This is a genomic window from Paenibacillus sp. FSL P4-0081 (assembly GCF_000758565.1).
Lineage (GTDB): Bacteria > Bacillota > Bacilli > Paenibacillales > Paenibacillaceae > Paenibacillus_AQ > Paenibacillus_AQ phytohabitans.
Window position 1 is genome coordinate 3,095,606 of record NZ_CP009280.1, and the last position, 24,422, is coordinate 3,120,027.

Sequence of the window (24,422 nt, forward strand, 5' to 3'; positions counted from 1 at the left end):
AATATCCTTGACTGCCGCTGTTTTTTTGAGCTAATGTTCTACGTGCTGTACATCCTTGTGGCCGCCATTAACCACGTTGACTTGACTTGCTGCCTACAAAACGGTTACTTGCTGCTCCTATGCCGACTATGAAGAGTAGGACTGAAGCTCCAAGCAGAATGAAGAGCGGCAGGTTCCAGCTGTTTGTGGCATCATGCAGATAACCGATAAGGGCAGGGCCGATTGCGGCAAGTAGGTATCCGACCGATTGGGCCATGCCTGATAGTTCTGCTGCCTGATGCGCGTTATGAGTACGTAACCCGAAAAACATCATGGATAAGCTAAAGGCGAAGCCTCCGCCAATTCCGAGTATTATAATCCACAACAAAATGATATTGGAGCTTCCATAAAGCATTCCTAGCGTTCCTGTCAAAAGTAAAATGGTTGTGATGACCACCAGGGAACGCTGGTTTGACATACGCCCGGCTATAACAGGGACAATAAAGGTAAAGGGAAGCAGCGCTAATTGCATAATTGAGAGATACCATCCTGATTGGTTTAAGTCAATGCCTTGCTGTTGTAGAATTTCAGGCAACCAAGCGATCAGCACATAGAAAATCATGGACTGCGTACCCATAAACAGCGTCACTTGCCACGCAAGAGGTGAACGCCAGACATTCACATCATTGCCAGCCTGCTGTTGGCCCGTCAGGGTTGTTTGCTTCATATGATTTCTCATTTGAGGTAACCAGCAAAGAATCGATATGAAGCTTAGGATTCCCCATATTCCCAAGGACCCCTGCCATTTGAAACCAGCATCCGCGGCTAGCGGTACACTGATTCCCGATGCGACGGCTCCGGATAAACTCATTGAAATTGCAAAAATACCAGTCATGGAACCGATTTTGTGAGGAAAATTACGTTTGATTAGACTCGGTAATAATACATTACAAACCGCAATGGCGAATCCGAGAATTGCTGTTCCAATATACAGATTTACAGCGCCAGATAAAGAACGTACTCCAATACCAACAGTCAAAAAGATCAGGGCAATCAAGATTAAAAGTTCTACTCCATGCTTCCGTCCCAGTTTTGGGACTAGAGGCGATAATAAAGCAAAGGTAAGCAGAGGTACCGTTGTTAAGAGGCCCGCTAAAGTATTGGAAATATGAACGTCATCCCTTATAAGGCTTACTAAAGGACCGACTGAGGTTAAGGGAGCACGTAAATTAGCTGCAATAATGATAATGCCGAGTATTAGCAGCCCAATAGATGATGGTGAATTTTTTTTATTCGGCATTCTTCATTCTCCTACCAGAACAGTATAGTATAATATCCGCGCGGACAACGAAAGTATAATATAATATATTAAAATTGACAATAAGTATTTTATAATTAACGATTTTAAGGAATTTAATTCCTGAATATTTAAAATTATTACATTCGTTAAAAACAAAAATGCAACGCTGCGTTCCCATATATAAATGGAATACAGAGTTGCATATTGTAGTGGGGCTTTGAATTTTAGAAACCATATTTCAAGGCTATATGGAGTACTGTTTCGCTATTCGTATTATTGGTATAAGAGTGAGGACTATCTGCACGAAAACTGATTGTATCATATTGATTCAAGGTGTAACGCTCTCCATTGACCTGAATTTCAATAGAACCCGTCATTACTGTTGCAATTTCAGTTGTATTTACATGATGACCTTCAGGATGGTACGAACTATTAGGGTTTAAATAAGCCCGGCACATTTCAATATCGTTGCTGGCATTTTTGAAGACGGGCTCTATGCTCCAATTCTTATTGTCATTCGAAAACCGGAGCCCTTCGCCTGCCCGGTACAAGCTGACAGGGTCCTCTGATTTGAACAAAGCCAACAGCGGTAATGAGATGCCCTTTGAAATTTTCCATATCATCGCCAGAGTCGGATTGGTCTCTCCGCGTTCGATATTACCCAGAGTAAGTTTGCTTACGCCCGTTGATTCTGCTAAATCCTCCAGACTCATGTTTTTTTCTTTTCTGTACCTTTTCAAGGCACTGCCGATTTGTAATACAAGTTGTTTTGATTCATCGATTTCATCCATTGGATATTCACCTCAACAAATAACTGTATAGCTAGTATATTGTTTATTCTGACTCTTTTCCATACGAGCAGTATTTGATGGTGACTATCTACACTTTAAATTTGTTGATCTGTCCCTGCAATTCTTCTGCCATCTTAGAGAGGAATTCTGCCGACGCTGCAATCTCTTCCATGGAAGCGAGCTGTTCCTCGGTTGCAGCAGATACATTATGAACCCCGCCGGATGCTTCCCCGGCAATGCTGGAGATCTGGCTTATATATCCGACCACTTCATCTGCGCTGGCTGACATTTCTTCTGAACCGGCAGTTACTCCCTGAATGTCATCAGCGACCCTGTTCACGGCTTCGTAGATATGCTCGAATGCTTCTCCAGCCGCTGTAACAATCTCAATTCCGGCTTCGGTTTCATTGCTGTTTACCTTCACAGCCAGGATTGCATGGTTCGTATCATTCTGAATCAGCTGGACAAGATCGGTAATTTTTTGCGCGGATTTCGAGGATTCCTCGGCTAGTTTACGTACTTCTCCGGCTACAACAGCGAAGCCCCGGCCGTGTTCCCCTGCACGCGCAGCCTCGATAGCCGCATTCAATGCGAGCAGATTGGTCTGACTTGCGATAGTATTAATTACCCCGGTAATACTGCCAATCTCAGCAGAGCGTTCCCCCAGACCGGTAACCAGCTCAGTCAATGAGGATATAGAAGTACGCACGGAGCCCATTTGGTCCACTGCCTGCCGGATGACCTTGTTGCCTTCAGCCGATTGATTCGCGGCATCTACAGCGAGTACGGATACGCTCTGGGCAAGGAGGGCGATCTGCTCCGAACCATCGGCCATCTCGCTCATTGCCTGTGAAGAATTATTCACCATCTTCACCTGATTAGAAGTACCAGAGGCTAGTTCCTCGACGGTTTCGGAGATTTGCTCGGAGGCTTTCGTATTTTGCTCTGCACTCGCCAGCAATTCTTCCGAAGAAGCGGCTACCTGCTCGGAAGTCATGGAGACGGATTGAATCATCGCCCGCAAGTTACCAGTCATGGTATTGAAGGAGGCAGCCAATGTACCGAGCTCATCCTTGTTTTTAAGTGTGATGGTTTCACCAGTTAGATCCCCGTTCGCTATAAGCAACGCCGAAGCATTCATTTTCTGAATGGGTCTTGATATCATGGCTGCAATGAAGAAGGCTATAAATAAGGCAATCAGGAAGGAAATAATCGTCACCGCCAAAATGATAATGAATGCACGATTGGCCTCTGACAGTGAATCTTTTGTAGCCTGTCCCGATAAATCACTGCCCATGGCAATTAACTGAGCGAGTGTGTCATTGGCTGTATACCATAACGGGTAAGCCTCTGTATGCAGCCTGCTGGCATCCTCAAAGTTGTTAGCTAACCCAAATTCGATAAAGGCAGGCATTTTCGCCATATAGGCATCATAGTTGGTGCTGAAGGCATTATACATTACCATCGCTTCGTCACTGCCCTCAATGAGGGTAAACAGCTGTTTGCGCTCATCCTCAATTTTGACTTTGAGCTGCTCCAAAGCTTCATTCATCTTCGCAATTTCACTCAGATCCGTCTCAACGATGACGGCAAGAGCCAGCCGCTCCACATCTGAAATGTCACCATTCATCATGCCAAGTAAGCTGACGCTCGGCATCCACTCCTGATCGATTTCCTCGGAGGTTTCGGACATTACATAGATCTGATTTAAGGCATAGGTGCTTACGAAGGCGAGCAGTGCAACCACAACCAGAAATCCCATCAATAATTTCATGCGAATCGTCAACTTCATGCTCCCCAACAGGTTTCTCTGTGTGTCTTTCATGTTTCCCACTCCTCAATATGCTGCGCAAAAATAGGTGTCAAATGTATATCGACAGCTTTTGGCATTAATTGAAGATATGAAAATTATAATCATACAAATTTAATGTAATTTCCTGCGTAACAAAGGGAGACACGGAGTGGAAGATTGGATTATGATTGCCTACCCGATTTGCCTGAACGTATTCAGGTCATTCTAGGTAATAGCTCTAAGAAAGCCCGGGTCGCCGAAGATAGAGGGACTCCCCGCAGCGTCGCAATCCCGATCCGCCGTTCAGGAATCGGTGGCTTCAAAGGGATTTCAAAGAGCTTACCGGACTTCAGCTCCTCGGTGATGTAATTCCGCACGACAAAAGCAAGACCAAATCCGCTGCTGGCGAATTGCACGAGAAGATCCACGCTTCCCAGCTCGAATTCAGGCTCCAGCTTTACTCCACATGAAGCGGCATAATGATCCAGATAACGTCTTGTGCTGCTTCCCGGCTCCAGGATCAGCAGAGGATAGTGATGGAGGGCTTCGATGGCAAGCGGGCCTTCTGCCGCCAAATTCTGAAAGTCCTTTCCCCCGACAAGACTGTCCTGGATCGGTTGGCTCTCGTAGAATTCGACCTGTTTGTCAGAGGCAGGCAGACTGACTATACCGAAGTCGATTTTTCCTTCCTTAAGCAGCGTTATTGTCTCTGGTGTCGTCCGGTTAGTGACCCGGATTCTGATCCGGGGGTGCAGGGCATGAAACTGCTCCAGATACGGTAACAGGAAATATTTGCACAACGTGTCACTTGCCCCGATTGCGATTTCTCCGCTGTTCAAGTTATTCATCTCTGCAAGGGCCTTTTCTCCGATATCTACGAAATTGAAAGCCTGCTCCAGGTAATGAAACAGTACCTCGCCTTCCTTGGTCAAGATGACTCCTTTAGCAGTGCGGAAGAACAACTGTCCACCAAGGGAGTTCTCCAGCTGTTTAATGGTATGGCTGACAGCCGGTTGAGTGATATGAAGATGCTCTGCTGCCCGCGATATGCTGCCAGTTCTGGCAATCCAATAAAAGACTCGGTACCATTCCAAATTGATAGACATTCATATTACCTCTCTTTATACCTAGTATTACTAATATGCATTATTCTAATATACTTTGCTTAGATTATCATTAGTTTTGTAAGCAAATTAGGATTGGAGGCTATGAATATGACAGTAACAGCAATCGTGGGTGCAAATTGGGGAGATGAGGGCAAGGGGAAGGTGACGGACATGATGGCAGCTGCTTCATCTTATGTGGTGAGATATCAAGGCGGAAGCAATGCAGGACATACGATAATTAATCCTTTCGGGAAATTCGCGCTGCGGATGCTTCCTTCCGGGGTTTTCTATTCCAATGTGGTGAATGTTATCGGCCCCGGAGTGGCTGTGGATATCGAAGTGCTGCTGCATGAACTGGAATCATTAACCGTTAGAGGAGTCCCGGCCCCTCAATTACGAATATCGGAGAGAGCCCAAATTGTACTGCCAGTGCACCGGTTGCTGGACGAGCTCGAAGAGAACCGGTTAGGAGGCCGCAGCTTCGGTTCGACGAAACGCGGGATTGCCCCGTTCTATTCCGATAAATATGCAAAGCTTGGAATTCAAATCTCCGGCTTATTCAACAAGGCTTATCTTCGTGAACGTTTGGAAAATCTGTTGGAGAGTAAAAATATACTGCTCCGGCATCTTTATGGACAGTCAACGATTCAGGTAGAGGAGTGGTTAGCCAAGTTAAGCGAGCAGGCAGAGGCTATCGCTCCTTACCTGTGCGATACAACAGCGTTGTTGCATAATGCCTATCGGAATGGAGAAGGGATTCTGCTGGAAGGACAGCTTGGGGCGCTTAGAGATCCTGACCATGGGATATATCCTTTCACGACTTCATCCTCTACACTTGCCGGATATGCTTCAGTAGGGGCCGGGCTTCCGCCGTATTCGATTGAGAAGATCGTAGCGGTAACAAAGGCTTATTCCAGTTGCGTCGGCGCAGGGCCATTCGTTGTGGAAATGGAAGACAGCAAAGGCGATGAGCTTCGAAGCCGGGGTGGAGATGCCGGTGAGTACGGAGCGGTAACAGGACGGCCTAGGAGAGTAGGCTGGTTTGATGCGGTCGCGACGCGATATGGCTGCAGAATCCAGGGAGCAACCAGCGTAGCTCTTACAAACCTGGATGTCCTGGGTTATTTAGATGAGATTCCGGTATGTGTGGGATACGAGATCGGGGGGGAAGTCGTAGACGAATTCCCTTACCAGGATAAGTTAAGCCTGGCCAAACCCGTATATAAACAGTTTCCGGGCTGGAAATGCGATATATCGCAGATTACAAAGCTGGAAGACTTACCGGAAGCCGCAAGAGATTATATCGATTATATAGAATCAGAACTGGGAGTGGGGATTACGACGGTATCTGTCGGCCCGAACCGGGAGCAGGTTATCCTCCGCCAGTCACAGGTGCATAGAGGGTAGGCTAATCCGGAGTATTGCAGTTCAGCAACTAATTCACAATACTCGCGTCTAAAAGAATAGATTCCAGTATCATCCATTCGGAGCATTTCACAGGGGGATTTATTCTATGTACTCACATCGTTCGTTTATTCAGAATCACCGGCTGGCGGCAGTTTTGGCAGCGGGTTTGTTCGCGCTGGCCGCTTTCTTCGGGCTTGGCAGCGCATATGCCCATGCGGACCGCTGGGAGGTGTTTGACCAGGGCGAGCATTTATTTTTTCCGGAGGGGCCAATTGAGATTGACGGAGTGGTTATGGTGCCCCTGCGCCCGATAGCGGAGCGGTTTGGCTATACCTTTGTGTCCGTAAGCAATAAGGAAATTGTGCTTAAGAATGCGGAAGGGCACAGAGCCGTAGTCCGGCTGGGCACCAAAACAGCTTTGCTCGATTATGACGGCGGTTCGAAAACGCAGCTGATGGCGCAGATTCCCCGCAACTACAACGGTGCATGGTTTATTGATCTGGCGCTGGCAGGAGCCATGGGCGGGCAAGGACACTCTACAGTTCCCGGGACAAATCTGATTCAGCTTCGTCCCGTGTCAGGCGATGCCCAGGAGCAGCTGGAGCAGCAGTATTGGTTCAACTTCATGGATAAGGGCAAAACGGTATTTGTTAATAATCAGGGGCAGGAGCAGCTACGGACTTCCAATACTCCGGTGTATGACTTTGGTTATGAAGAACTGCTTCCGGTGAAGACATCCGCCTATACGGCTGGTTTCATGAACCGGGCAGGAGAACTGGTGTTAGATACGCCGCATTATCAAGTGGGACAGTTCTATGAGGGGCTGGCCTGGTTCAAGGATATGGTCAAGACGGGAAGCGGCGGCTTTTCAGTGAAAATGGGCTTTATGAACCGTGCAGGCAAGATCGTCATTCCGGCAATCTACAGCCGTGTGTATGATTTCTCGGATGGGCTCGCGAAGGTAGCCGGAGGCAAAACCTTGTACATCGACCACAGTGGAAAAATAGTTATACCAGGCGTATCCGGGCTGCAGAATAGCGAGTCGTTCTCGAATGGTCTGGCGCTCGTTACTGTACGTACCACAAGCGGCGGTAAAAGCGTCATCCGGACCGGCTTTATCGACACTAAAGGGAATTGGGCAATCAAGCCAATCTATGACTCTGCGAGTTCGTTCTCCGAAGGCGTTGCTACCGCGGCATTGAACGGCAAAAGCGGTCTCCTCGATACCAAAGGAAAGTTGATTCTGAAGCCTGAATTCAGTACTGGTAATGGGTTCGTAGGGCAGTTCCATGACGGTTATATTGTGCTGACGCTGAGCGGGGGCGAACACGATTACAAGCAGCGGCTTGTTGATGCTAATGGGAATATTATTGCCATTCCGGGTGCGGAGCAAATTAATGGTTATGGCGATGGCATGATTTCTTATAAGGACGGCGGGTATGGCTTCAAAAATGTGGCAGGTGATGTGATCGTAAAGCCTGCTTTCTCAGAGGTACGGGATTTCAAAGCCGGAGCAGGCAAAGGGTTCACAAATATCAACAATGAACAATCCGCATGTCTGATCAATAAAGCAGGAGAAATCGTCTGGAGTAGAGAATAAAGGTCGTATATCCTTATATTTGAAAGGGAAGATGACTTTGGAAACAGGCGGAGTTCGCCCGGGTAAGCTCAATGCGATAGTGTATGTATTATTTGGTTTGCAGCTTCTGTTCACTCTTTTCAGTAACCGGTTTTATAGCTTTATCGCTTATATCGACAACAACCAAAGTTCTAGCGGTAGTATGGCTGGCTTAATATCGATAGTAGCAGCCATAGCTGCAGTTGTATGCGTGATATGGTTTGGGAGAAGGCATAGTCTGGTGCTGATGTTTCTGTCCGTGGAGCTGATATCTATTCTGTACCAGCTATGCCTGCACCCGTCGCAGATTCTACGGCCAACCAATCTGATCTATACAGTGGTTGTCAGCGTGCTGACGGTATTGTTTCTGGTTAAACTGCCGCCGGCAGAACCTGAAGAACCGGCCGGGAAGGCGGAGCAGGAGAGCGTCAAATTGTCTTCCGGCAGTAACCATGATTCCGGCCCAGTGGTAACCGCTAAGCTAGGTATGATTATGCTCTATATTCTGGCGGCGGTACCAGTTCTGTACAATATTTATTCCAAGTCTGGCGGTTATGAATATACAATGCTGGTGGGTCCGTATCTGAAGTTGTCCTACTTCTTTGTCATTCTCAGTGTTATTTATTTTTTCATCACGAATACATATTTGCAGGATCATTTGAAGGTGATTCTTACACTCATTGTTGTTTTTACCCTTATAAAATTCGTACTGCCGCTGTTGTATTTCATACCGGGCATCAATTATATCACTTTCTATGCCGGATACTATCTGGTTTACATTCTTCTTGCCGTTCTAATTATCGCTCCGGTCTACACGCTGCTGCGGGGAAGACGGCTGCCGCTGCTGTCCCGGCTGGCAGATCGAATATCTTTTTAAGCGGCGGATTTCCGGAATAACCACTTCCTCAGCAAAATCTCCTCACGGAAGCCAAACGCACGAAGACATCTGTAAGATGTTCTTACGCGCCGGCTTACCCGTTGGGGGATTTTTTTGTGGAGCCATAAACTCTGATTCACTCGAATGTTAGAATACATCAAATATGATTTGGCTTAGATCATTGTTTTAGATGGGGCGGTAAATTAGAATTTCAAGTATAAGTTAATGAAAACGAATTCATCTTCACAAAGGAGCCGGTAACATGCTTAGAATAGTAAAAGTCGAAAACGGGACAGTCCAGGGACTGCCGGCAGCCGATCCCCGGATTACAAGCTTCAAGGGGATACCCTTCGCTGCTCCGCCAATAGGCGACAACCGCTGGCGGGCGCCGCAGCCGGCTGCAGACTGGGAGGGTGTGCTGCATGCTTACCAGTTCGCAGCGGTCTCCATGCAGGTGAGGCAAGAGCTGGATGATAATAACATCTATACCCGCGAATGGGCCGTAGAACCGGACATCGCAATGAGCGAGGATTGTCTGTACCTGAACGTATGGACACCAGCTAAACTTCCGGACGAGAAGCTCCCCGTATACGTATGGTATTTTGGCGGAGGCCTGCAGGTAGGCCATCCGGCTGAGATGGAATTTGACGGTGAACGTATTGCACGCAGAGGCATAGTGGTAGTGACAATCAACTACCGCCTGAATGCCTTCGGATTTCTTTGCCATCCGGAAATAACAGCGGAAGCGCCGGAGGCGCCCGCCAACTTTGGCAACCTCGATCAACAGGCAGCGACCCGCTGGGTGAAGCGCAATATTGCGGCATTCGGAGGCGATCCGGACAATATCACCATCGGCGGACAGTCAGCCGGCGGCGGGAGTGTCATGAGCCAGCTCACTTCACCACAGAACGAAGGTCTATTTCAGAGGGCGATTGTAGAAAGCGGGATTTTCACAAAGCTGTATCCGGGAACCCTGCTGCCTCCTCACCGCAGTGATCTGCATGAGGCTGAGCATGACGGTACCCGGTTCTTCAATTACCTGGGCGTATCCTCACTTGCAGAAGCCCGGCAGCTGGATGCGGTCTATCTTCGGGACAAGGCCGTAGAGTACGGGGGATTCTGGGGCACGGTTGCTGACCAGAGATTCCAGACAGGCAACCCGTTCGAATTGTTTCTTCAGAACAAGCGCTTGAAGGTACCGGTAATGCTGGGTCATACCTCCTCGGAGTTCTTTAGTACCCCGGACGCCGGGACATTCGACGAGCTCAAGAAGCTGGCCGCAGACATGTTCGGTGAGGATGCCGGTACATTCCTCGAGCTTTGCGGAGATCAGACCGTTCCAATAGAGGAAGCCAGACAGAGAGCTTCGGTTAGCGGAATAGAATATGCGATTCGCATTGCTGCGCGGGCCAATGCCGACACCGGCAGCGAAACTCCGCTTTACTATTATAATTTCGATGCTGAAATACCGGGCTGGGATAATCCCGGCACCTTCCACTCTGTGGATCTCTGGTTCTTCTTCGAGACGCTCGCCAAATGCTGGAGGCCTTTTACCGGCAAGCATTATGATTTGGCCCGGCAGATGTGCAATTATTGGGCCCATTTCATCCGTTCCGGAGACCCGAACGGCCCAGACTCCACAGGAGCGGAATTACCCCGGTGGGAGCCGTATACCCCGGACGCGCCGTACGGGATGCTGTTTGCAGACAAGGCGGAGTTTTCCCGACAACAACCGGAGGCCATGATGAATTTCCTTGTTCAGCAATATTTCAGGAACCGCGAATAAACCGGTTTGATTGAAGAGCTCCAATTCTAGCGTTTAGCCTGCTTCTGGAAATTTCTCGGTGTATGCCCGGTCATTTGCTTGAATTGCCGGCAGAAGTGTTCCACATTCTGATATCCGCACCTTGAAGCCACATCGGCAATGCTCTGGGCATTGTGAATGAGGTATTCCTTCGCCATACGGATCCGGCTGCTGATGACATCATCCATGCAGGAGATTCCGAATGTTTTTTTGTAAATATTCTGAAGATAGCCCGGGCTAATGAGGAGAAAATCAGCCATTTTTGAAACGGTCCAGTAATCCCCGGGGTTGCTCTGAATAGCCGTGCGCAGCTTCAGCAATTTGTAATATTGAGGTGTAATATTATCCTGGAAATAGGATTCCCACAGTTTGTTGAATAAGGTCCGGAGCAGATAATCGATGGAGGATTCTTTGCAATTCCGGTTGAAATTGTGTTCGCTGACCATCAGCTCAAGCAGCTTTTGGCAGTAGTCAGGGTCACTTAACGCAAAGGGCACACCAAAAGGAAGCGGAGATTCCGTGATATAAGGTTCATCGGATTCGAAGCGGATCCAGTCATTGACGAATTGACCGGCGCTGGCCCGGTAATAGACTTTTTGCTGTGGACGATAGAGGATTACATTGTGAGCGGGATAGAGCTTAAGTCCGCCATGTACCCAGAACTCTGCTGGAGTCTTGGTAATAACAAGCAGCCAATGAGAGCCTACGGGAACATCAATAACAAAATTACCGGCGTGTGAAGTATTACACTCAACATAGTGTATAAGGGCCATCGCGTTCTCCTCCTGGCAGACATGGCGTACTAGCATAGCAAATACAAGAACCCGCCCCTGTCAGGAGCGGGTTCCCTGTCTATCTATAAATCCGGTAGTTTCCGCTCAGCGCCAGCATAGTGAAGAAGTACAGGCAGTTGTCGTAATACCGGCGCTCCCCTGTACGAAGCGGCGTATGCCAGAACAGCTTGACGAAAGGCCCGGCATCCGGTCCATCGGCTGCAAGCGAGGCCATACCCAGTGTAGCCAGCAGGCCGACCGGATGCAGGGAAAGCTCGTCAAACGGCTGCCCGTCAATGGTATAACGCCGGTAATCCTCAGGCTTGGTGTCACGGAAGAACGCCTGAATCCGGTTAGACTGCTCCACCTGCCAAGGGTCACAGCGGAACCATTCATAGTCCAGCCCGATGTTGGCGGCGACCCGGTATGCATCGCTGAAGAAGTGGCGGAAGTCACCGTGCGGCTGGGGTTCAGCCGGAGTCCCGTCATAATTGGCGTATTCCGGCGACAGGCCGGTTTCGGGATGGCAGGCCTTGTGCAGATAGGCTCTGCTTTGGGCTGCCGCATCCTTCCAGAATGCCCGGTCCGCTTCATCTGCCTGCAGAGCGAATAAATCATAGAAATGCGGTAAATGGTAGGAAGGGTCGCTGAATGGGGTCTCGGGAATGAACTTAATCAGCCGGGTTGCAGGGTCCCACATGGGATCGCCTTCTCCGTCTTCGCCTTTGTGTACACAGGCGCGGAGAATGATTCTGGCCTGCCCGGAATAGTTGAACGGCTCGGCGCCGTCGCCCCAGCGCGCCGATGCAAAGAACAGCGCCATGGCGAAGAACTCTTCACCGTCCGGCGCCGGACCGGGAGACAGCCGCGTGCCGTCCAGCTTGCAGTGCCAGGCAAAATAATCCTTGTAACGGCCTTCCGTATGCTGCATATAGACTTTGGCGAACTTCCAGAGCCGGTCGAATTCCTCCTTTTTATCCATTTGAACCGCCATCATCATCCCGTAGGACATGCCTTCGGTACGCACATCGGTATTGCCGGTATCTACGATATATCCCTTATCGTCACCCATAGGATGGTAGATTCGGACCCCGGGAGCGCCGTAGAACAGCTCGTTCCAGGTATCTTCAAGCCTCTGGGAGATCGCCTCTGCCTCCAGACCGTTCTCAAGGAACAGGTTTCTGTATTTTCCCGTATAAAAGGAGCCTTCTGTGAAAAAATTCATAACAATCCTCCAATGGATAGCATTTTGCCCAAAGTATAACATAACCGGAAGTATAGAAATTAAAGCGTTTTCCTTGAAATTTATAGGTGAGTCCGGCCGCGTCCAATCATCTAAGGATAGATCAATCTTAGGTGTCTATATGTCATGGACTTCGCTAAAGCGGCTTCTCTATACTGAAAGGGATAGGGACATACAGGTGACGGTGCTGGCGTAGCCCGACATATCCATGTATATAACGAACAACTAGGGGGACAACAGAAATGACGCAACAACAGGGATTCAATCCGTATTTGCCATCCTGTGAATATATTCCGGATGCTGAACCTTATGTATTTGAAGGCAGAGTGTATGTGTATGGCTCACATGACCGGTTTAACGGACACGCCTTCTGTCTGAACGACTATGCCTGCTGGTCTGCTCCTGAGGACAATCTGGCCGATTGGCAGTATGAAGGTGTGATCTACCGGACTACGGATGACCCGCTGAACCCGGAAGGCAGCATGTGCCTCTATGCACCGGATGTGACGAAGGGGCCGGACGGACGGTATTATCTCTACTATGTACTGGACAAGGTTCCTGTCGTATCGGTGGCTGTCTGCGGCAAGCCGGGCGGCAAATATGAATTCTACGGCTATGTAACCTACGGTGACGGTACGCGTCTGGGCGAACGGGAAGGCGACGAGCCGCAGTTTGATCCGGGGGTATTGACCGAAGGAGACACCACCTACCTGTACACCGGCTTCTGCGGATACGGGGACAAGTCCAGACACGGCGCCATGGCTACCGTGCTGGGTCCCGATATGCTTACGATTATTGAGGAGCCTGTGTTCGTAGCGCCGAGTCAGCCTTACAGCGGGGGGACAGGATTTGAAGGCTATGAGTTCTTCGAGGCCCCGTCTATCCGCAAAAGAGGGGATATCTACTACCTGATCTATTCTTCGATCTCGATGCATGAGCTGTGTTATGCGACCAGTAAGCATCCGACCCGGGATTTCGTCTATCAGGGAGTCATTGTAAGCAATTGCGACCTGCATATTGATACGTATAAGCCTGCGGACCAGCCGATGTATTATGGCGGCAATAACCACGGCAGTATCGTAGAGGTTAATGGAGAATGGTATATCTTCTACCACCGCCATACCAACGGGACAGCATTCTCCCGCCAGGGCTGCATTGAGCGGATTGAATTCCGCGCAGACGGCACGATCCCCCAGGTGGAGATGACCTCCTGCGGTCCGAACGGAGGCCCGCTCCAAGGAAGCGGCGAATATCCGGCCTATCTGGCCTGCCATTTGTTCTGCAAGGATCAGGAGATGTACACCGGAGGCTTCGGCCCGATTGGTGCCTGGATGGACAGCCGGTTCCCGAAGATTACCCAGGACGGCAGGGATGGCGATGAAGAGACCGGCTATATTGCCAATATGACCGATTCTGCTACCGCCGGATTTAAATATTTCAAGTGTGAAGGGGTTACCCGGGTCTCCATTAAGGTGCGCGGTTATTGCCACGGCGAGTTCGAGGTGAAAGCGGCCTGGGACGGCCCGGCACTCGGACGTATCCCGGTAGGGTTCACGAATGTCTGGAAAGAATACACTGCGGAAGTGGCGATTCCGGACGGCGTTCAGGCGCTGTATTTCACGTACACCGGCAACGGCGGCGCCCAGCTTGCTTCGTTTACGCTGAAATAACCCGGAGAATATGCTGAATATGGCTTGATGCACAAGCAGCACTTGGAAGTTCCCGGGTGCTGCTTTTTGTTGCTGCAAGCTGTGAGCAGGAAGCAGGGAGCGAGCCGCTATGAAGGTAGCTAGGCTAAGCGCACTACCGCTACACCCCGGAAGAATAACGGGCCTTGTAGTCTGAAGGCGTCATGTTCATATAATGCCTGAACCACTTCGAGAAGTAGCTGACATGCTGATAGCCTGACTCCAGTGCAGCCTCCAGCACGTTGTATGATCCGCTGCGGAGCAGACTGGCCGCCTGGCTGATGCGGATATAGTTCAAATACTCCATTGGGCGCATGCCGGTCTGGGCTTTGAAAAACTTGCAGAAATGCGAGCGGCTAAGCGATACAACGGAGGCAAGCTGATCCAGCTCCAGCCTGTCACGGGAATGCTGCTCCATATAGCTCAGCACTTCCCTGATTTGCCGGTTGTATTCGCGCCTGTGGCGGGGTTCCGGATCCGGATTCTGTCCGGTGAGCCTGTATTGATGACTGTCTGCAATGAACAGCAGCAGGAGAGCCTTCAAGCTCAGTTCATACGCCGCAGACTGATGCTCATAGCGGTTCAGCAGCTCTTTTATCAGATAGAGCAATGGAGTATGAGTATCATCTGCAGCAGATAACAAGGCGGGCAGCCGGGTTGTCCCCTGCAATAGAGGGTCCAGGAACAACGACTGCACCCGGTCCGGATACGGTGAAGAGAGCCAGGAGCATTTGAACACGATGGAGTAATAACAGGTGCCGCCTGAGACGGTGTCCATGCCGGAATGAAGTTCCCCCGGGTGAACGATCAGGGCATCGCCTGCCTGAATGGTGAATTCCCGGCTCTCGACTTGGAAGGTAGCCCGGCCTTCCGCCAGATAAATGATCTCCATCTCATTATGCCAATGCACGGGTAGAATCGAATGAACGCGGGCCTGATGCTCTACCCTGTAGATATGAAGCGGGAATTCAGGCTGACCATGCAGCTTGTTCTCACGGTAACGGTGTTCGTACATGATTACCTCCTGCGAATCGCAATATTGTGCTTATAAAGCACAAATATATGCTAGATAACGGATATTAATAATAATATCATTATAATCAAAGGAAGTCATAATGAAGGGTGGAACTATTGTGAATCTGATCGCTACACACTCCGGTACAGATGGCGTAAGGCTGGAGACTACAGAGGGGATTATGCATATCGCCATGTATACGCCAGGCATTGCCAGAATCCGGTATACCCTGAATGCGGAGCTAAGCGGGAAAGAGAGTCTTATGGTAGTGAGCCGCCCGGAGGCGGAGAGTGTAGAGTGGACGGTTGAGGAACACTCCGGCCATCTGGAAATTTCGACAGTGCTTCTTAAGATTAAGGTGGACAAGTTAACCTGCGCGTTCAGTTATTGGGATGCGGATGGCAGGCTGCTGACACGGGAGCCGTCCAGAGGCGGCAAAACCCTGGAGCGGACAGAGGTCTATCATACGGTCTTCGATGCTTCGGCAGATACGGTTGAGACCGGCCAGGGAGCCGATGGTTTGCGCGCACGCGCCGAAGGGATCAACCGCAGGCTGGACAGAGAGGCTTTTCATACGAAGCTGGAATTTGAATGGCAGGAAGGTGAAGCCCTGTATGGACTTGGCTCCCATGAGGAAGGAATGATGAACCTCCGGGGCCGGCAGCAATACTTGTATCAGCAGAATATGAAAGCGGTTGTTCCGGTGCTTGTATCTACGCGCGGATACGGGATTCTGGTAGATTCGGGGTCGTACATGACCTTTCATGATGATGCCTTTGGCTCCTATCTCTGGAGTGATGCCGATGAAGAAATGGATTATTATTTCATTTACGGGCCGGAGTTCGATCAGATTACCGGGGGAATCCGTTACCTGACAGGGGATGCGCCGATGCTTCCCAAGTGGTCCTTCGGTTATGTACAGTCCAAGGAAAGGTACATCTCCCAGGCAGAACTCATTGCCACCGTGCAGGAGTACCGTGAGCGGTCGCTTCCCCTCGATTGTATTGTGCTTGACTGGCAGTCCTGGACGGGGAATCTGTGGGGGCAAAAGACCTTCGATCCCGAACGTTTCCCTGATCCCTCGCAGATGATGAACAGCCTGCACGCCATGAATGCCAAGCTCATGGTATCCATCTGGCCGATTATGGGCGCGGGCGGAGCCAACCATGAGGAGATGAAGGAAAGCGGCTTCCTGCTCGGGAATCAGGCTACTTATGACGCATTCCGGGAGGAGGCGCGCGAACTGTACTGGAAGCAGGCGAATGACGGGCTGTTCTCCCACGGAGTCGATGCCTGGTGGTGCGATTGCACCGAGCCGTTTGAGGCGGACTGGAAGGGTGCGGTGAAGCCGGAACCGGAGCAGCGCCTGCTGATCAACACCTCGGAATCCAAACGTTATCTCGATCCGGGGCTGATCAATGCCTATTCCATGCAGCATTCCAAAGGCATCTATGAAGGCCAGCGTGCAGCAACCTCAGAGAAACGAGTGGTTAATCTGACACGCTCCGCCTTTGCGGGGCAGCACCGGTACGGCACGGTTACATGGTCAGGGGATATCGCGGCCAATTGGGAGACACTGAGGAAGCAGATTGCTGACGGCCTTAACTTCTGCCTGACAGGTTCTCCGTATTGGACACTGGATATCGGCGCTTTTTTCGTGAAGAAGCAGAAGGAGCAGTGGTTCTCGAACGGGGATTATGACGAAGGGGTTGCCGATCTCGGATACCGTGAGCTGTACATCCGCTGGTTCCAGCTAGGGGCCTTCCTGCCAATGTTCCGTTCCCATGGGACGGATACGCCAAGAGAGGTGTGGCAGTTCGGAGAAGAGGGAGAGCCTATGTACGATACGCTTGTGAAATATCTGAAGCTCCGTTATAGGCTGATGCCATACATCTACTCACTGGCCGGAGCCGTCGCACACCGCAGCTATACCCTGTTCCGTGCGCTTGCCTTCGACTACCGGGAAGATGTGCAGGTCCATTCGATCAGCGACCAGTTCATGTTCGGTCCGGCCTTCATGGCAGCTCCCGTAACGGAGGCAATGTATTACGGTCCCGGTTCCCTTGAGCTTGAGGGAGTCCGCAAGCTGCGCAGTGTCTATCTGCCTGCCGGGGAATGGTACGATTACTGGAGCGATGAACGGATAGAGGGCGGTCAGATGATTGAAGCCAAGGCCGGTCTGGAGACACTTCCGCTCTTCGTCCGCGCCGGCTCGATTGTTCCGCTTGGCCCGGAGATTCAATATACGGATGAACAGCCGGATGCTGTGATTAGCCTCAAGGTATACGGCGGCAAGGATGTCTCCTTCACCCTGTATGAAGATGAAGGGGATAACTACAATTATGAGCACGGCTCCTATTCCATGATCTTGATGACCTGGAGCGAAGCGGCCCGTAGCTTGACGATTGGGAAGCGGGCAGGAGATTATGCCGGTATGCAGGCGGTCAGACAATTTACTGTAGAGATCGCCGGACAGGCCGGAAGCTGTATTGTAAATTATGAGGGTGAAGCTGTAACCGTCCGGGAAGCAGACCTGAACCTTTGACTTTGAAGCCCTCAATGCGTTCTGCTGTTTCTCCGGTAGGCGGCCGGCGTCACTTTCGTGATCTTTTTGAATGTACGGTAGAAATGGGGCATGCTCTCGAAGCCGCAGGCCATAGCGATCTGCTCGATGGTATAGCTTGATTGCAGCAGGCAGTCCTTGGCGGCAAAAATCCGTTTGGTCGCGATGTAATCCGTCACATTCATCCCCAGACGCTGCTTGAAGACCCGGCTGAAATGGGCCGGAGAGATCGCCGCCCGCCCCGCCAATGCGGACAGCTCCAGCGGCTGATCCAGGTGGTCGTTGATATAGCTGAGTGCCTCACGGAACCAGTCCGGCAGCAAGGCGCTTGAGGTTACCGGCTCGGCAGCCTGCGGGAGGCAGTAGCGGTTCAAGTGAAGCAGCGTGAGATGGAGCAGCAGCGTCAGGGCTTGTCCGCCGTCCGGACGGCTCTGCTCCCGTTCGCCGTGGATGACATCGATATCGTTTTGTAAGATTCCGGCGTGTTCAGGAGATAGGGTGTACTTGTATTGCTTATTCTTCTTGGCCGCGTCAAACAGCTTCAGATAAGCATAAGATTCGCTGTAGGTATGGTTAAGAACAAGACCCGGGCTGAAAAATACGGCAGAAGAGGTCACCGGCTCCTCCTTGTCGGGGAATCCCCGGTGCACCGTGTTTCCGGGAACGACGATAACATCCCCCTGGCGCATTTCATAAAAGGTCTGATCGATGAAAAAGGTGCCTTTGCCGCCGTATACGTATATGAATTCGTACCAGTCGTGCTGATGGTCGGGCAGCTCGCGCTGCGGGCTTTTGGTCTCCTTGTAGTCCAGAAGCAGAGAGAACGGCAATTCATTGTCGAAATGCTTGCGGATCGGTTCCATGACGCGGCCTCCTTAGCTAAGGCTATGAATTCTTATCCTTATCATATCAAAATAAGGTATAAATTTGTTTGTTTAAGCTATTTTTATTCCTTTATCGGATGTTTAAAATAAGGTGGAATGGAGGTGCTGAGATGTATATTGATGCTCATCAGCATTACTGGAAGATAGACAGGGACGATTACGGATGGATTACACCGGATATTCCGGTGCTGTTCCGGGATTATCTGCCCGCTGACCTTGAACCGCATTTGCACAAGCACGGGATTAGCCACTCGATTGTGGTACAGGCTGCGCCGACCGTGGAGGAGACGGAATACATTCTGGGACTCAGCGAGCAGGCGGATTCCATAGCCGGTGTGATTGGCTGGCTGGACCTTACGAGTCCTTCCTTCAAGGAACAGTATCAGCAGCTTTGCAGGCACCGGAAGTTCACCGGTCTACGCGTGATGATCCAGGAGATGGAGGACCCCGGCCTGCTTTTGACCCGTCCATATATAGAAGCGCTCACATTTCTTGCGGACGAGGATGTCCCCGTGGACCTGCTGGTTCTGGCAGATCAGCTTCCGCAGCTCATAGGGCTGCTGGATCGGGTTCCGGGTCTAAGAGGGGTCATCGACCATTTGGCCAAGCCCCCGATTGCAGCGGGCCAATTAGAACCATGGCGAAGCCGGATGGCGGAGATTGCGAAGCACCCCGGTATCTGCTGCAAGCTGTCCGGGATGGTAACGGAAGCCGGTCCAGAGGGCTGGACACAGGAGGATTTCACGGCTTATATCCATGCGGTGCTGGAGCTGTTCGGACCGGAGCGGGTGATGTTCGGCAGCGATTGGCCCGTGTGTCTGATGGCGGCAACCTATGATGAGGTGCTTCAGATCTTGCGCACGGCACTGCAGGAGCGGCTGTCACCGGAAGAGATGGAGCCGGTCTTTGGAGCGAATGCTGTGAGATTTTACAAGTTGAATTCACTATAGTAAGAAGCACTAAAGAAATAAACAAAAAGCACAGAAGCGGCCGGAAGTCCAAATGTTCACCGCAGTGACGATGATGCTACAAGTTCAAATCTTAAGTGCAATATCAAACTACAGGAGGTAGAACGCTATGAAATACAGAAAGCTGGGGAATACAGGGCTGGAAGTCTCCGTATTAAGCTACGGGGCATCGTCGCTGGGAAGCGTATTCCGGGATGTTCCCAAGGAAGAAGGAATCCGCACGGTTCATACGGCGCTTGATATGGGGATCAACCTCATCGACGTCTCTCCCTATTACGGCCTGACGAAAGCGGAGACTGTTCTGGGAGAATCGCTGCAGACTGTACCGCGGGACCGCTACATCCTGAGTACGAAAGCCGGACGTTACGGCCAGGATGAGTTTGATTTCTCCAGAGAGCGGATTATCCGCAGCGCCGAAGAGAGTATGGGCCGTCTGGGGACGGACTATTTGGATATTTTGCTGCTGCATGATATTGAATTCGGCTCTCTGGAACAGGTAATGGAAGAGGGAATTCCAGCGCTTGAGGAGTTGAAGCAATCCGGTAAAATCCGTTATTCCGGCGTGACCGGCCTGCCCCTTCCTATCTTCGAGACCGTGTTGTCGCGGACCGCTCTGGATGTAATCCTATCCTACTGCCACTATTCGCTGAATGACACCGCGCTGCTTCAGCTCCTTCCGCTGCTGGAGAGCCGCGGCACGGGACTAATTAATGCCTCGCCTATCTCCATGGGCCTGCTCAGCAACCGTAAAGTGCCAGACTGGCATCCGGCGAGTGCAGAGATCCAGGCCGCGTGTCAGCGCGCCGCTGAATATTGCCGGGACAACGGAGAGGACATCGCCAAGCTGGCGGTCCAGTTCTCTACAGCGAATGAACAGATTCCGACAACGCTCGTAAGCACCGCGACACCGGAGAATATCCGCAACAATATTAAATGGACGGATGAGCCGATGGATGAACAATTACTGGCAGAGGTACGGGGCATTCTGAAGCCTATCGACGGGGCAACCTGGCCGAGCGGCCAGCCGGAGTGGAACGTGATGCAAGGCCGGAACGGAGATTTATTATAATGAAGGGAATTATTTGTGAGGAGATCGGGAAGCTCGTATACCGGGAAGATCTGCCCGAACCGGAGCTTCAGGACGGAGAAGCCATTGTAAGCATCCGGCGGATCGGAATCTGCGGCACAGACCTGCACGCCTACCGGGGCAATCAGCCTTATTTCACTTATCCGCGTGTGCTTGGGCATGAGCTGTCCGGGACGGTTGAGCGCATTGGCGACAATCCGCAAGGGCTGCGGGCCGGTGATCAGGTAAGTGTGATTCCTTATCTGCATTGCGGAGAGTGCCGGGCCTGTCTGAGCGGCACAACGAACTGCTGTCAGAAAATGAGAGTGTTCGGCGTTCATTTGGACGGCGGAATGCGTGAGCGGGTGAGCTTGCCTGTAGGCAATCTATTGAAGACAGACGGACTGACGCTGGATCAGGCGGCCATGCTGGAGCCCCTGGCTATCGGGGCGCATGCCGTGCGGCGTTCGGGTCTGGGATCAGGTGATCAAGTGCTGGTTATCGGAGCCGGACCTATCGGACTGGGTGTGATGGCGATGGCCAGATATGCCGGTGCGCAGGTGATTGCGATGGATGTCAACGATGAACGCCTGGAATTCTGCAAGGGCTGGGCGCAGGCGGAGCATACAGTGAGCGCCTTGCGCGAACCGAAGGAGCAGCTATCCGGGCTGACACAAGGCAACTTCCTGCCATATGTCATTGATTCCACCGGCAATATCTCCTCGATGGAGGGTGCTTTTGGCCTGGTTGGGCATGGAGGAACGTTGACTTATGTCGGCTTGGTCAAAGGAGATATAACCTTTAGTGATCCGGATTTCCATGCGCGGGAAATGACCGTGCAGGGGAGCAGAAATGCGACCCGGGAGGATTTTGAACAGGTGATTCGGGCCATTACTGACGGTTATATTGAGGTGGACAGCTATATTTCCCACCGCTGCTCATTCGAAGATATGACCGGCCAGTTCGAGAGCTGGCTGAATCCGGAGTCTAAGGTAATTAAGGCACTGGTAGAGCTCGATTAAATACGAAGGAGCGGAATAGCGATGACTAGCAAGGAACAGAGCCAGCGGTTATGGTACAGTGAACCGGCGCAGGAATGGAATGAGGCGCTGCCGATCGGCAACGGGCGGCTCGGAGCGATGATCTTCGGCAGGGCAGCCGAGGAGAAGCTGCAGCTCAATGAGGATTCCGTATGGTACGGAGGTCCGCGTGACCGCAACAACGAAGACGCGCTGCCTCATCTGCCCAAGCTCCGCAAGCTGATCCTTGAGGGGAAGCTGAAGGAGGCGGAGGAACTCGCCGCGATGACGATGACGGGACTGCCGGAAGCGCAGCGCCATTATCTGCCGCTGGGCGAGCTGCTGCTGTCGTTCAGCGGGCATGAGCAGCCGGCTGCGGATTATAGACGGGAGCTTGATTTGGAGCGCGGCGTATCCCGGGTGAGCTATTCAACCGGCGGGGTCCGGTATACCCGTGAGCTGTTTGCGAGCTTCCCGGATCAGGCCATAGTGGTTCGGTTGACCTCCGACCGGAAGAACGCAATCTCCCTGAAGGCCAGGTTCAACCGCCAGAACTGGAGAATGCTGGAGAAGACGGAGAAGTGGCAGAACAGCGGACTGGTGATGGGCGGAGAATGCGGAGGGCGCGGAGGCAGCTCCTTCGCTGCCGTATTGAAGGCAGTTACGGAAGACGGCACCTGCCGCAATATCGGAGAATATTTGCTTGTGGAGGGGGCAAACTCGGTTACGCTGCTGCTTGCCGCAGGAACCACATTCCGTCATCCCGATCCGGCGCTGCATGCCAAGATGCAGCTTGAAGAACTGAGCCGGGTTCCCTATGAAGAGCTGCTGGCCCGTCATATTGCGGATTACCGCAGCTTGTACGGGCGGGTTGCGCTGACGCTCCCTGAGAACCCGCAGCTACACGGGCTGCCGACCGGCGAACGGCTGAAGCGGTTTCAGCAGGGGGAGGAGGATCACTGGCTGATCACAACCTATTTCCAGTATGGCCGTTATTTGCTGATCTCCTCCAGCCGTCCAGGTTCCCTGCCTGCGAATCTGCAAGGAATCTGGAATGACAGCTTCACCCCGGCCTGGGACAGCAAATTCACCATCAATATCAACGCGCAAATGAATTACTGGCCTGCTGAAATCTGTAATCTTGCGGAATGCCATGAGCCACTGTTCGATTTGATTGAACGGATGCGGGAGCCGGGACGGGTGACGGCTAGGGTGATGTACGATTGCGGAGGCTTTACGGCGCATCACAATACGGACATCTGGGCAGATACAGCTCCGCAGGATACCTATCTCCCGGCGTCCTTTTGGCCGCTGGGTGCGGCCTGGCTATGCCTGCATCTGTGGGAGCATTACCAGTTCAGCCAGGACCGTTATTATCTGGCGCAGGCGTACGATACCATGAAGGAAGCTGCGCAGTTCCTGCTGGATTACCTGATAGAGGATGAGGCTGGCCGGCTGATTACCTGCCCGTCTGTCTCGCCGGAGAATACGTATCAGCTGCCTGGCGGAGAATCGGGCGTGCTGTGCGCCGGAGCCTCCATGGACTTCCAGATCATTGAAGCTTTGTTCAAGGCCGTCGTCCGCAGTGCCGAGATTATCGGCCGGGACGAGGCATTCCGCGAAGAACTGCGCTCTGCGCTGGACCGGCTGCCTGGACCGCAAATCGGGAAATACGGCCAGATTCAGGAGTGGATGGAGGATTACGAAGAGGTGGAGCCGGGACACCGCCATATCTCCCATCTGTTTGCTTTGTACCCCGGGGACGCATTCACGGTGGAGCATACGCCGGAGCTGGCTGCAGCAGCCCGGACTACGCTGGAGCGCAGACTCGCAAGCGGCGGCGGACATACCGGCTGGAGCCGGGCCTGGATCATTAACTTCTGGGCCAGACTACAGGACGAGAGCAAAGCCTACACGAATGTACGGGCATTGCTGGAGCATTCGACCCTGCCTAACCTGTTCGACAACCATCCGCCGTTCCAGATTGACGGGAATTTCGGAGGCACCGCGGGAATTGCCGAGATGCTGCTGCAGAGTCACACGGATAGCATCAGACTGCTGCCCGCGCTGCCTGCAAGCTGGAGCGAGGGCAGTGTGAAGGGGCTGCGGGCAAGAGGCGGCTATACCCTCGACTTCTCGTGGGCCGATGGACTCGTTACGGAAGCGGTGGTATCATGTACCGTATCCGGTCCTTGCCGGATCGAAGGCCCGGGCCTGGATTCCGTTTTCTTCATAGGGGAAGCGGGAGGCTCTTATACGTTTACCCGGTAAGCGTGAGCCGGAAGCTGCCAGGATAGAAGTTTATGGAAGATTGCGTAAACTGGATGCTGGCAGAGTTGATGATTATAGAAAATTGCGTAAACAGGAAGCTGGCAGAGCGGATGATTATAGAAGACTACGGAAACAGGAAGCTGGCAGAGTGGATGATTATAGAAGACTGCGGAAACAGGAAGCTGGCAGAGTAGCTGATTATAGAAGACTGCGGAAACAGGAAGCTGGCAGAGTGGATGATTATAGAAGACTACGGAA

The 24,422-nt window shown here is 51.7% G+C and carries 19 protein-coding genes; 11 read left to right on the forward strand and 8 right to left on the reverse strand.

The window, feature by feature from the left end:
* Positions 1 to 67: 67 nt before the first annotated feature.
* The 4 genes from P40081_RS12770 to P40081_RS12785 form a co-directional block, all read right to left on the reverse strand.
* Positions 68 to 1,279 (reverse strand): CynX/NimT family MFS transporter, encoded by a 1,212-nt coding sequence (locus P40081_RS12770; RefSeq protein ID WP_042135879.1) that lies wholly within the window; start codon positions 1,277 to 1,279, stop codon positions 68 to 70.
* A gap of 224 nt (positions 1,280 to 1,503) precedes the next feature.
* Entirely contained in the window at positions 1,504 to 2,070 is a 567-nt protein-coding gene (locus P40081_RS12775; protein ID WP_042135880.1) for a helix-turn-helix domain-containing protein, read from the reverse strand.
* Between the two features lie 88 nt (positions 2,071 to 2,158).
* Entirely contained in the window at positions 2,159 to 3,862 is a 1,704-nt protein-coding gene (locus P40081_RS12780) for a methyl-accepting chemotaxis protein (protein WP_042141026.1), read from the reverse strand.
* Between the two features lie 215 nt (positions 3,863 to 4,077).
* Positions 4,078 to 4,968 carry a LysR family transcriptional regulator gene (locus tag P40081_RS12785; protein ID WP_042135881.1) on the reverse strand — a complete coding sequence of 297 codons (891 nt, stop codon included), beginning with the start codon at positions 4,966 to 4,968 and terminating at the stop codon, positions 4,078 to 4,080.
* A 108-nt stretch (positions 4,969 to 5,076) separates the two neighbouring features.
* Between P40081_RS12785 and P40081_RS12790 the strand changes: the two genes are divergently transcribed.
* The 4 genes from P40081_RS12790 to P40081_RS12805 all read left to right on the forward strand — a co-directional run bounded on the left by P40081_RS12790 (position 5,077) and on the right by P40081_RS12805 (position 10,656).
* Positions 5,077 to 6,375 carry an adenylosuccinate synthase gene (locus P40081_RS12790; protein ID WP_042135883.1) on the forward strand — a complete coding sequence of 433 codons (1,299 nt, stop codon included), beginning with the start codon at positions 5,077 to 5,079 and terminating at the stop codon, positions 6,373 to 6,375.
* Between the two features lie 106 nt (positions 6,376 to 6,481).
* Positions 6,482 to 7,975: a WG repeat-containing protein gene (locus tag P40081_RS36355; protein ID WP_052421799.1), complete on the forward strand. Its 1,494-nt coding sequence runs from the start codon at positions 6,482 to 6,484 to the stop codon at positions 7,973 to 7,975.
* 259 nt (positions 7,976 to 8,234) lie between these two features.
* Positions 8,235 to 8,870 (forward strand): hypothetical protein, encoded by a 636-nt coding sequence (locus P40081_RS12800; RefSeq protein ID WP_042135884.1) that lies wholly within the window; start codon positions 8,235 to 8,237, stop codon positions 8,868 to 8,870.
* Positions 8,871 to 9,132: 262 nt separating this feature from the next.
* Positions 9,133 to 10,656 (forward strand): carboxylesterase/lipase family protein, encoded by a 1,524-nt coding sequence (locus P40081_RS12805; protein ID WP_042135886.1) that lies wholly within the window; start codon positions 9,133 to 9,135, stop codon positions 10,654 to 10,656.
* Positions 10,657 to 10,682: 26 nt separating this feature from the next.
* Here the strand turns inward: P40081_RS12805 and P40081_RS12810 are convergent, their stop codons facing one another.
* Both P40081_RS12810 and P40081_RS12815 read right to left on the reverse strand, forming a co-directional pair.
* On the reverse strand, positions 10,683 to 11,447 hold the full coding sequence (locus P40081_RS12810; protein ID WP_042135889.1) for a helix-turn-helix transcriptional regulator: 765 nt from the start codon (positions 11,445 to 11,447) through the stop codon (positions 10,683 to 10,685).
* A gap of 79 nt (positions 11,448 to 11,526) precedes the next feature.
* Positions 11,527 to 12,672, reverse strand: coding sequence for a family 8 glycosyl hydrolase (locus P40081_RS12815; RefSeq protein ID WP_042135891.1), 1,146 nt, complete (start codon positions 12,670 to 12,672; stop codon positions 11,527 to 11,529).
* Between the two features lie 260 nt (positions 12,673 to 12,932).
* On the opposite strand from P40081_RS12815, the gene P40081_RS12820 reads away from it, so the two are divergent.
* Complete coding sequence (locus tag P40081_RS12820; RefSeq protein ID WP_042135892.1) at positions 12,933 to 14,360, forward strand: family 43 glycosylhydrolase; 1,428 nt, start codon at positions 12,933 to 12,935, stop codon at positions 14,358 to 14,360.
* Between the two features lie 139 nt (positions 14,361 to 14,499).
* Here the strand turns inward: P40081_RS12820 and P40081_RS36360 are convergent, their stop codons facing one another.
* The gene (locus tag P40081_RS36360; protein ID WP_052421800.1) at positions 14,500 to 15,393 is read right to left on the reverse strand and encodes a helix-turn-helix transcriptional regulator; all 894 of its coding nucleotides are present in this window, start codon (positions 15,391 to 15,393) and stop codon (positions 14,500 to 14,502) included.
* A gap of 100 nt (positions 15,394 to 15,493) precedes the next feature.
* On the opposite strand from P40081_RS36360, the gene P40081_RS12830 reads away from it, so the two are divergent.
* Complete coding sequence (locus P40081_RS12830) at positions 15,494 to 17,938, forward strand: glycoside hydrolase family 31 protein (RefSeq protein WP_042135894.1); 2,445 nt, start codon at positions 15,494 to 15,496, stop codon at positions 17,936 to 17,938.
* Positions 17,939 to 17,949: 11 nt separating this feature from the next.
* Here the strand turns inward: P40081_RS12830 and P40081_RS12835 are convergent, their stop codons facing one another.
* Complete coding sequence (locus P40081_RS12835; protein WP_042135896.1) at positions 17,950 to 18,819, reverse strand: AraC family transcriptional regulator; 870 nt, start codon at positions 18,817 to 18,819, stop codon at positions 17,950 to 17,952.
* A gap of 131 nt (positions 18,820 to 18,950) precedes the next feature.
* Here P40081_RS12835 and P40081_RS12840 point away from each other — a divergent pair, with 131 nt between their 5' ends.
* The 5 genes from P40081_RS12840 (at position 18,951) to P40081_RS38430 (ending at position 24,358) form a co-directional block, all read left to right on the forward strand.
* Positions 18,951 to 19,790: an amidohydrolase family protein gene (locus tag P40081_RS12840; protein WP_042135898.1), complete on the forward strand. Its 840-nt coding sequence runs from the start codon at positions 18,951 to 18,953 to the stop codon at positions 19,788 to 19,790.
* Positions 19,791 to 19,917: 127 nt separating this feature from the next.
* Positions 19,918 to 20,877: an aldo/keto reductase gene (locus tag P40081_RS12845; protein WP_042135900.1), complete on the forward strand. Its 960-nt coding sequence runs from the start codon at positions 19,918 to 19,920 to the stop codon at positions 20,875 to 20,877.
* Complete coding sequence (locus P40081_RS12850; protein ID WP_042135902.1) at positions 20,877 to 21,896, forward strand: zinc-binding alcohol dehydrogenase family protein; 1,020 nt, start codon at positions 20,877 to 20,879, stop codon at positions 21,894 to 21,896. The genes P40081_RS12845 and P40081_RS12850 overlap by 1 nt, the downstream gene beginning before the upstream one ends.
* 21 nt (positions 21,897 to 21,917) lie before the next feature.
* The gene (locus tag P40081_RS12855) at positions 21,918 to 24,164 is read left to right on the forward strand and encodes a glycoside hydrolase family 95 protein (RefSeq protein ID WP_042135904.1); all 2,247 of its coding nucleotides are present in this window, start codon (positions 21,918 to 21,920) and stop codon (positions 24,162 to 24,164) included.
* A 32-nt stretch (positions 24,165 to 24,196) separates the two neighbouring features.
* Positions 24,197 to 24,358: a hypothetical protein gene (locus tag P40081_RS38430; protein WP_156118598.1), complete on the forward strand. Its 162-nt coding sequence runs from the start codon at positions 24,197 to 24,199 to the stop codon at positions 24,356 to 24,358.
* Positions 24,359 to 24,422 lie beyond the last annotated feature (64 nt).

Bases quoted from the DNA above. Each gene is read 5' to 3' on its own strand.
- P40081_RS12770 (WP_042135879.1), bottom strand. From the start codon at position 1,279: ATGCCGAATAAAAAAAATTCACCATCATCTATTGGGCTGCTAATACTC.
- P40081_RS12775 (WP_042135880.1), bottom strand. From the start codon at position 2,070: ATGGATGAAATCGATGAATCAAAACAACTTGTATTACAAATCGGCAGT.
- P40081_RS12780 (WP_042141026.1), bottom strand. From the start codon at position 3,862: ATGAAGTTGACGATTCGCATGAAATTATTGATGGGATTTCTGGTTGTG.
- P40081_RS12785 (WP_042135881.1), bottom strand. From the start codon at position 4,968: ATGTCTATCAATTTGGAATGGTACCGAGTCTTTTATTGGATTGCCAGA.
- P40081_RS12790 (WP_042135883.1), top strand. From the start codon at position 5,077: ATGACAGTAACAGCAATCGTGGGTGCAAATTGGGGAGATGAGGGCAAG.
- P40081_RS36355 (WP_052421799.1), top strand. From the start codon at position 6,482: ATGTACTCACATCGTTCGTTTATTCAGAATCACCGGCTGGCGGCAGTT.
- P40081_RS12805 (WP_042135886.1), top strand. From the start codon at position 9,133: ATGCTTAGAATAGTAAAAGTCGAAAACGGGACAGTCCAGGGACTGCCG.
- P40081_RS12810 (WP_042135889.1), bottom strand. From the start codon at position 11,447: ATGGCCCTTATACACTATGTTGAGTGTAATACTTCACACGCCGGTAAT.
- P40081_RS12815 (WP_042135891.1), bottom strand. From the start codon at position 12,672: ATGAATTTTTTCACAGAAGGCTCCTTTTATACGGGAAAATACAGAAAC.
- P40081_RS12820 (WP_042135892.1), top strand. From the start codon at position 12,933: ATGACGCAACAACAGGGATTCAATCCGTATTTGCCATCCTGTGAATAT.
- P40081_RS36360 (WP_052421800.1), bottom strand. From the start codon at position 15,393: ATGTACGAACACCGTTACCGTGAGAACAAGCTGCATGGTCAGCCTGAA.
- P40081_RS12830 (WP_042135894.1), top strand. From the start codon at position 15,494: ATGAAGGGTGGAACTATTGTGAATCTGATCGCTACACACTCCGGTACA.
- P40081_RS12835 (WP_042135896.1), bottom strand. From the start codon at position 18,819: ATGGAACCGATCCGCAAGCATTTCGACAATGAATTGCCGTTCTCTCTG.
- P40081_RS12840 (WP_042135898.1), top strand. From the start codon at position 18,951: ATGTATATTGATGCTCATCAGCATTACTGGAAGATAGACAGGGACGAT.
- P40081_RS12845 (WP_042135900.1), top strand. From the start codon at position 19,918: ATGAAATACAGAAAGCTGGGGAATACAGGGCTGGAAGTCTCCGTATTA.
- P40081_RS12850 (WP_042135902.1), top strand. From the start codon at position 20,877: ATGAAGGGAATTATTTGTGAGGAGATCGGGAAGCTCGTATACCGGGAA.
- P40081_RS12855 (WP_042135904.1), top strand. From the start codon at position 21,918: ATGACTAGCAAGGAACAGAGCCAGCGGTTATGGTACAGTGAACCGGCG.
- P40081_RS38430 (WP_156118598.1), top strand. From the start codon at position 24,197: ATGGAAGATTGCGTAAACTGGATGCTGGCAGAGTTGATGATTATAGAA.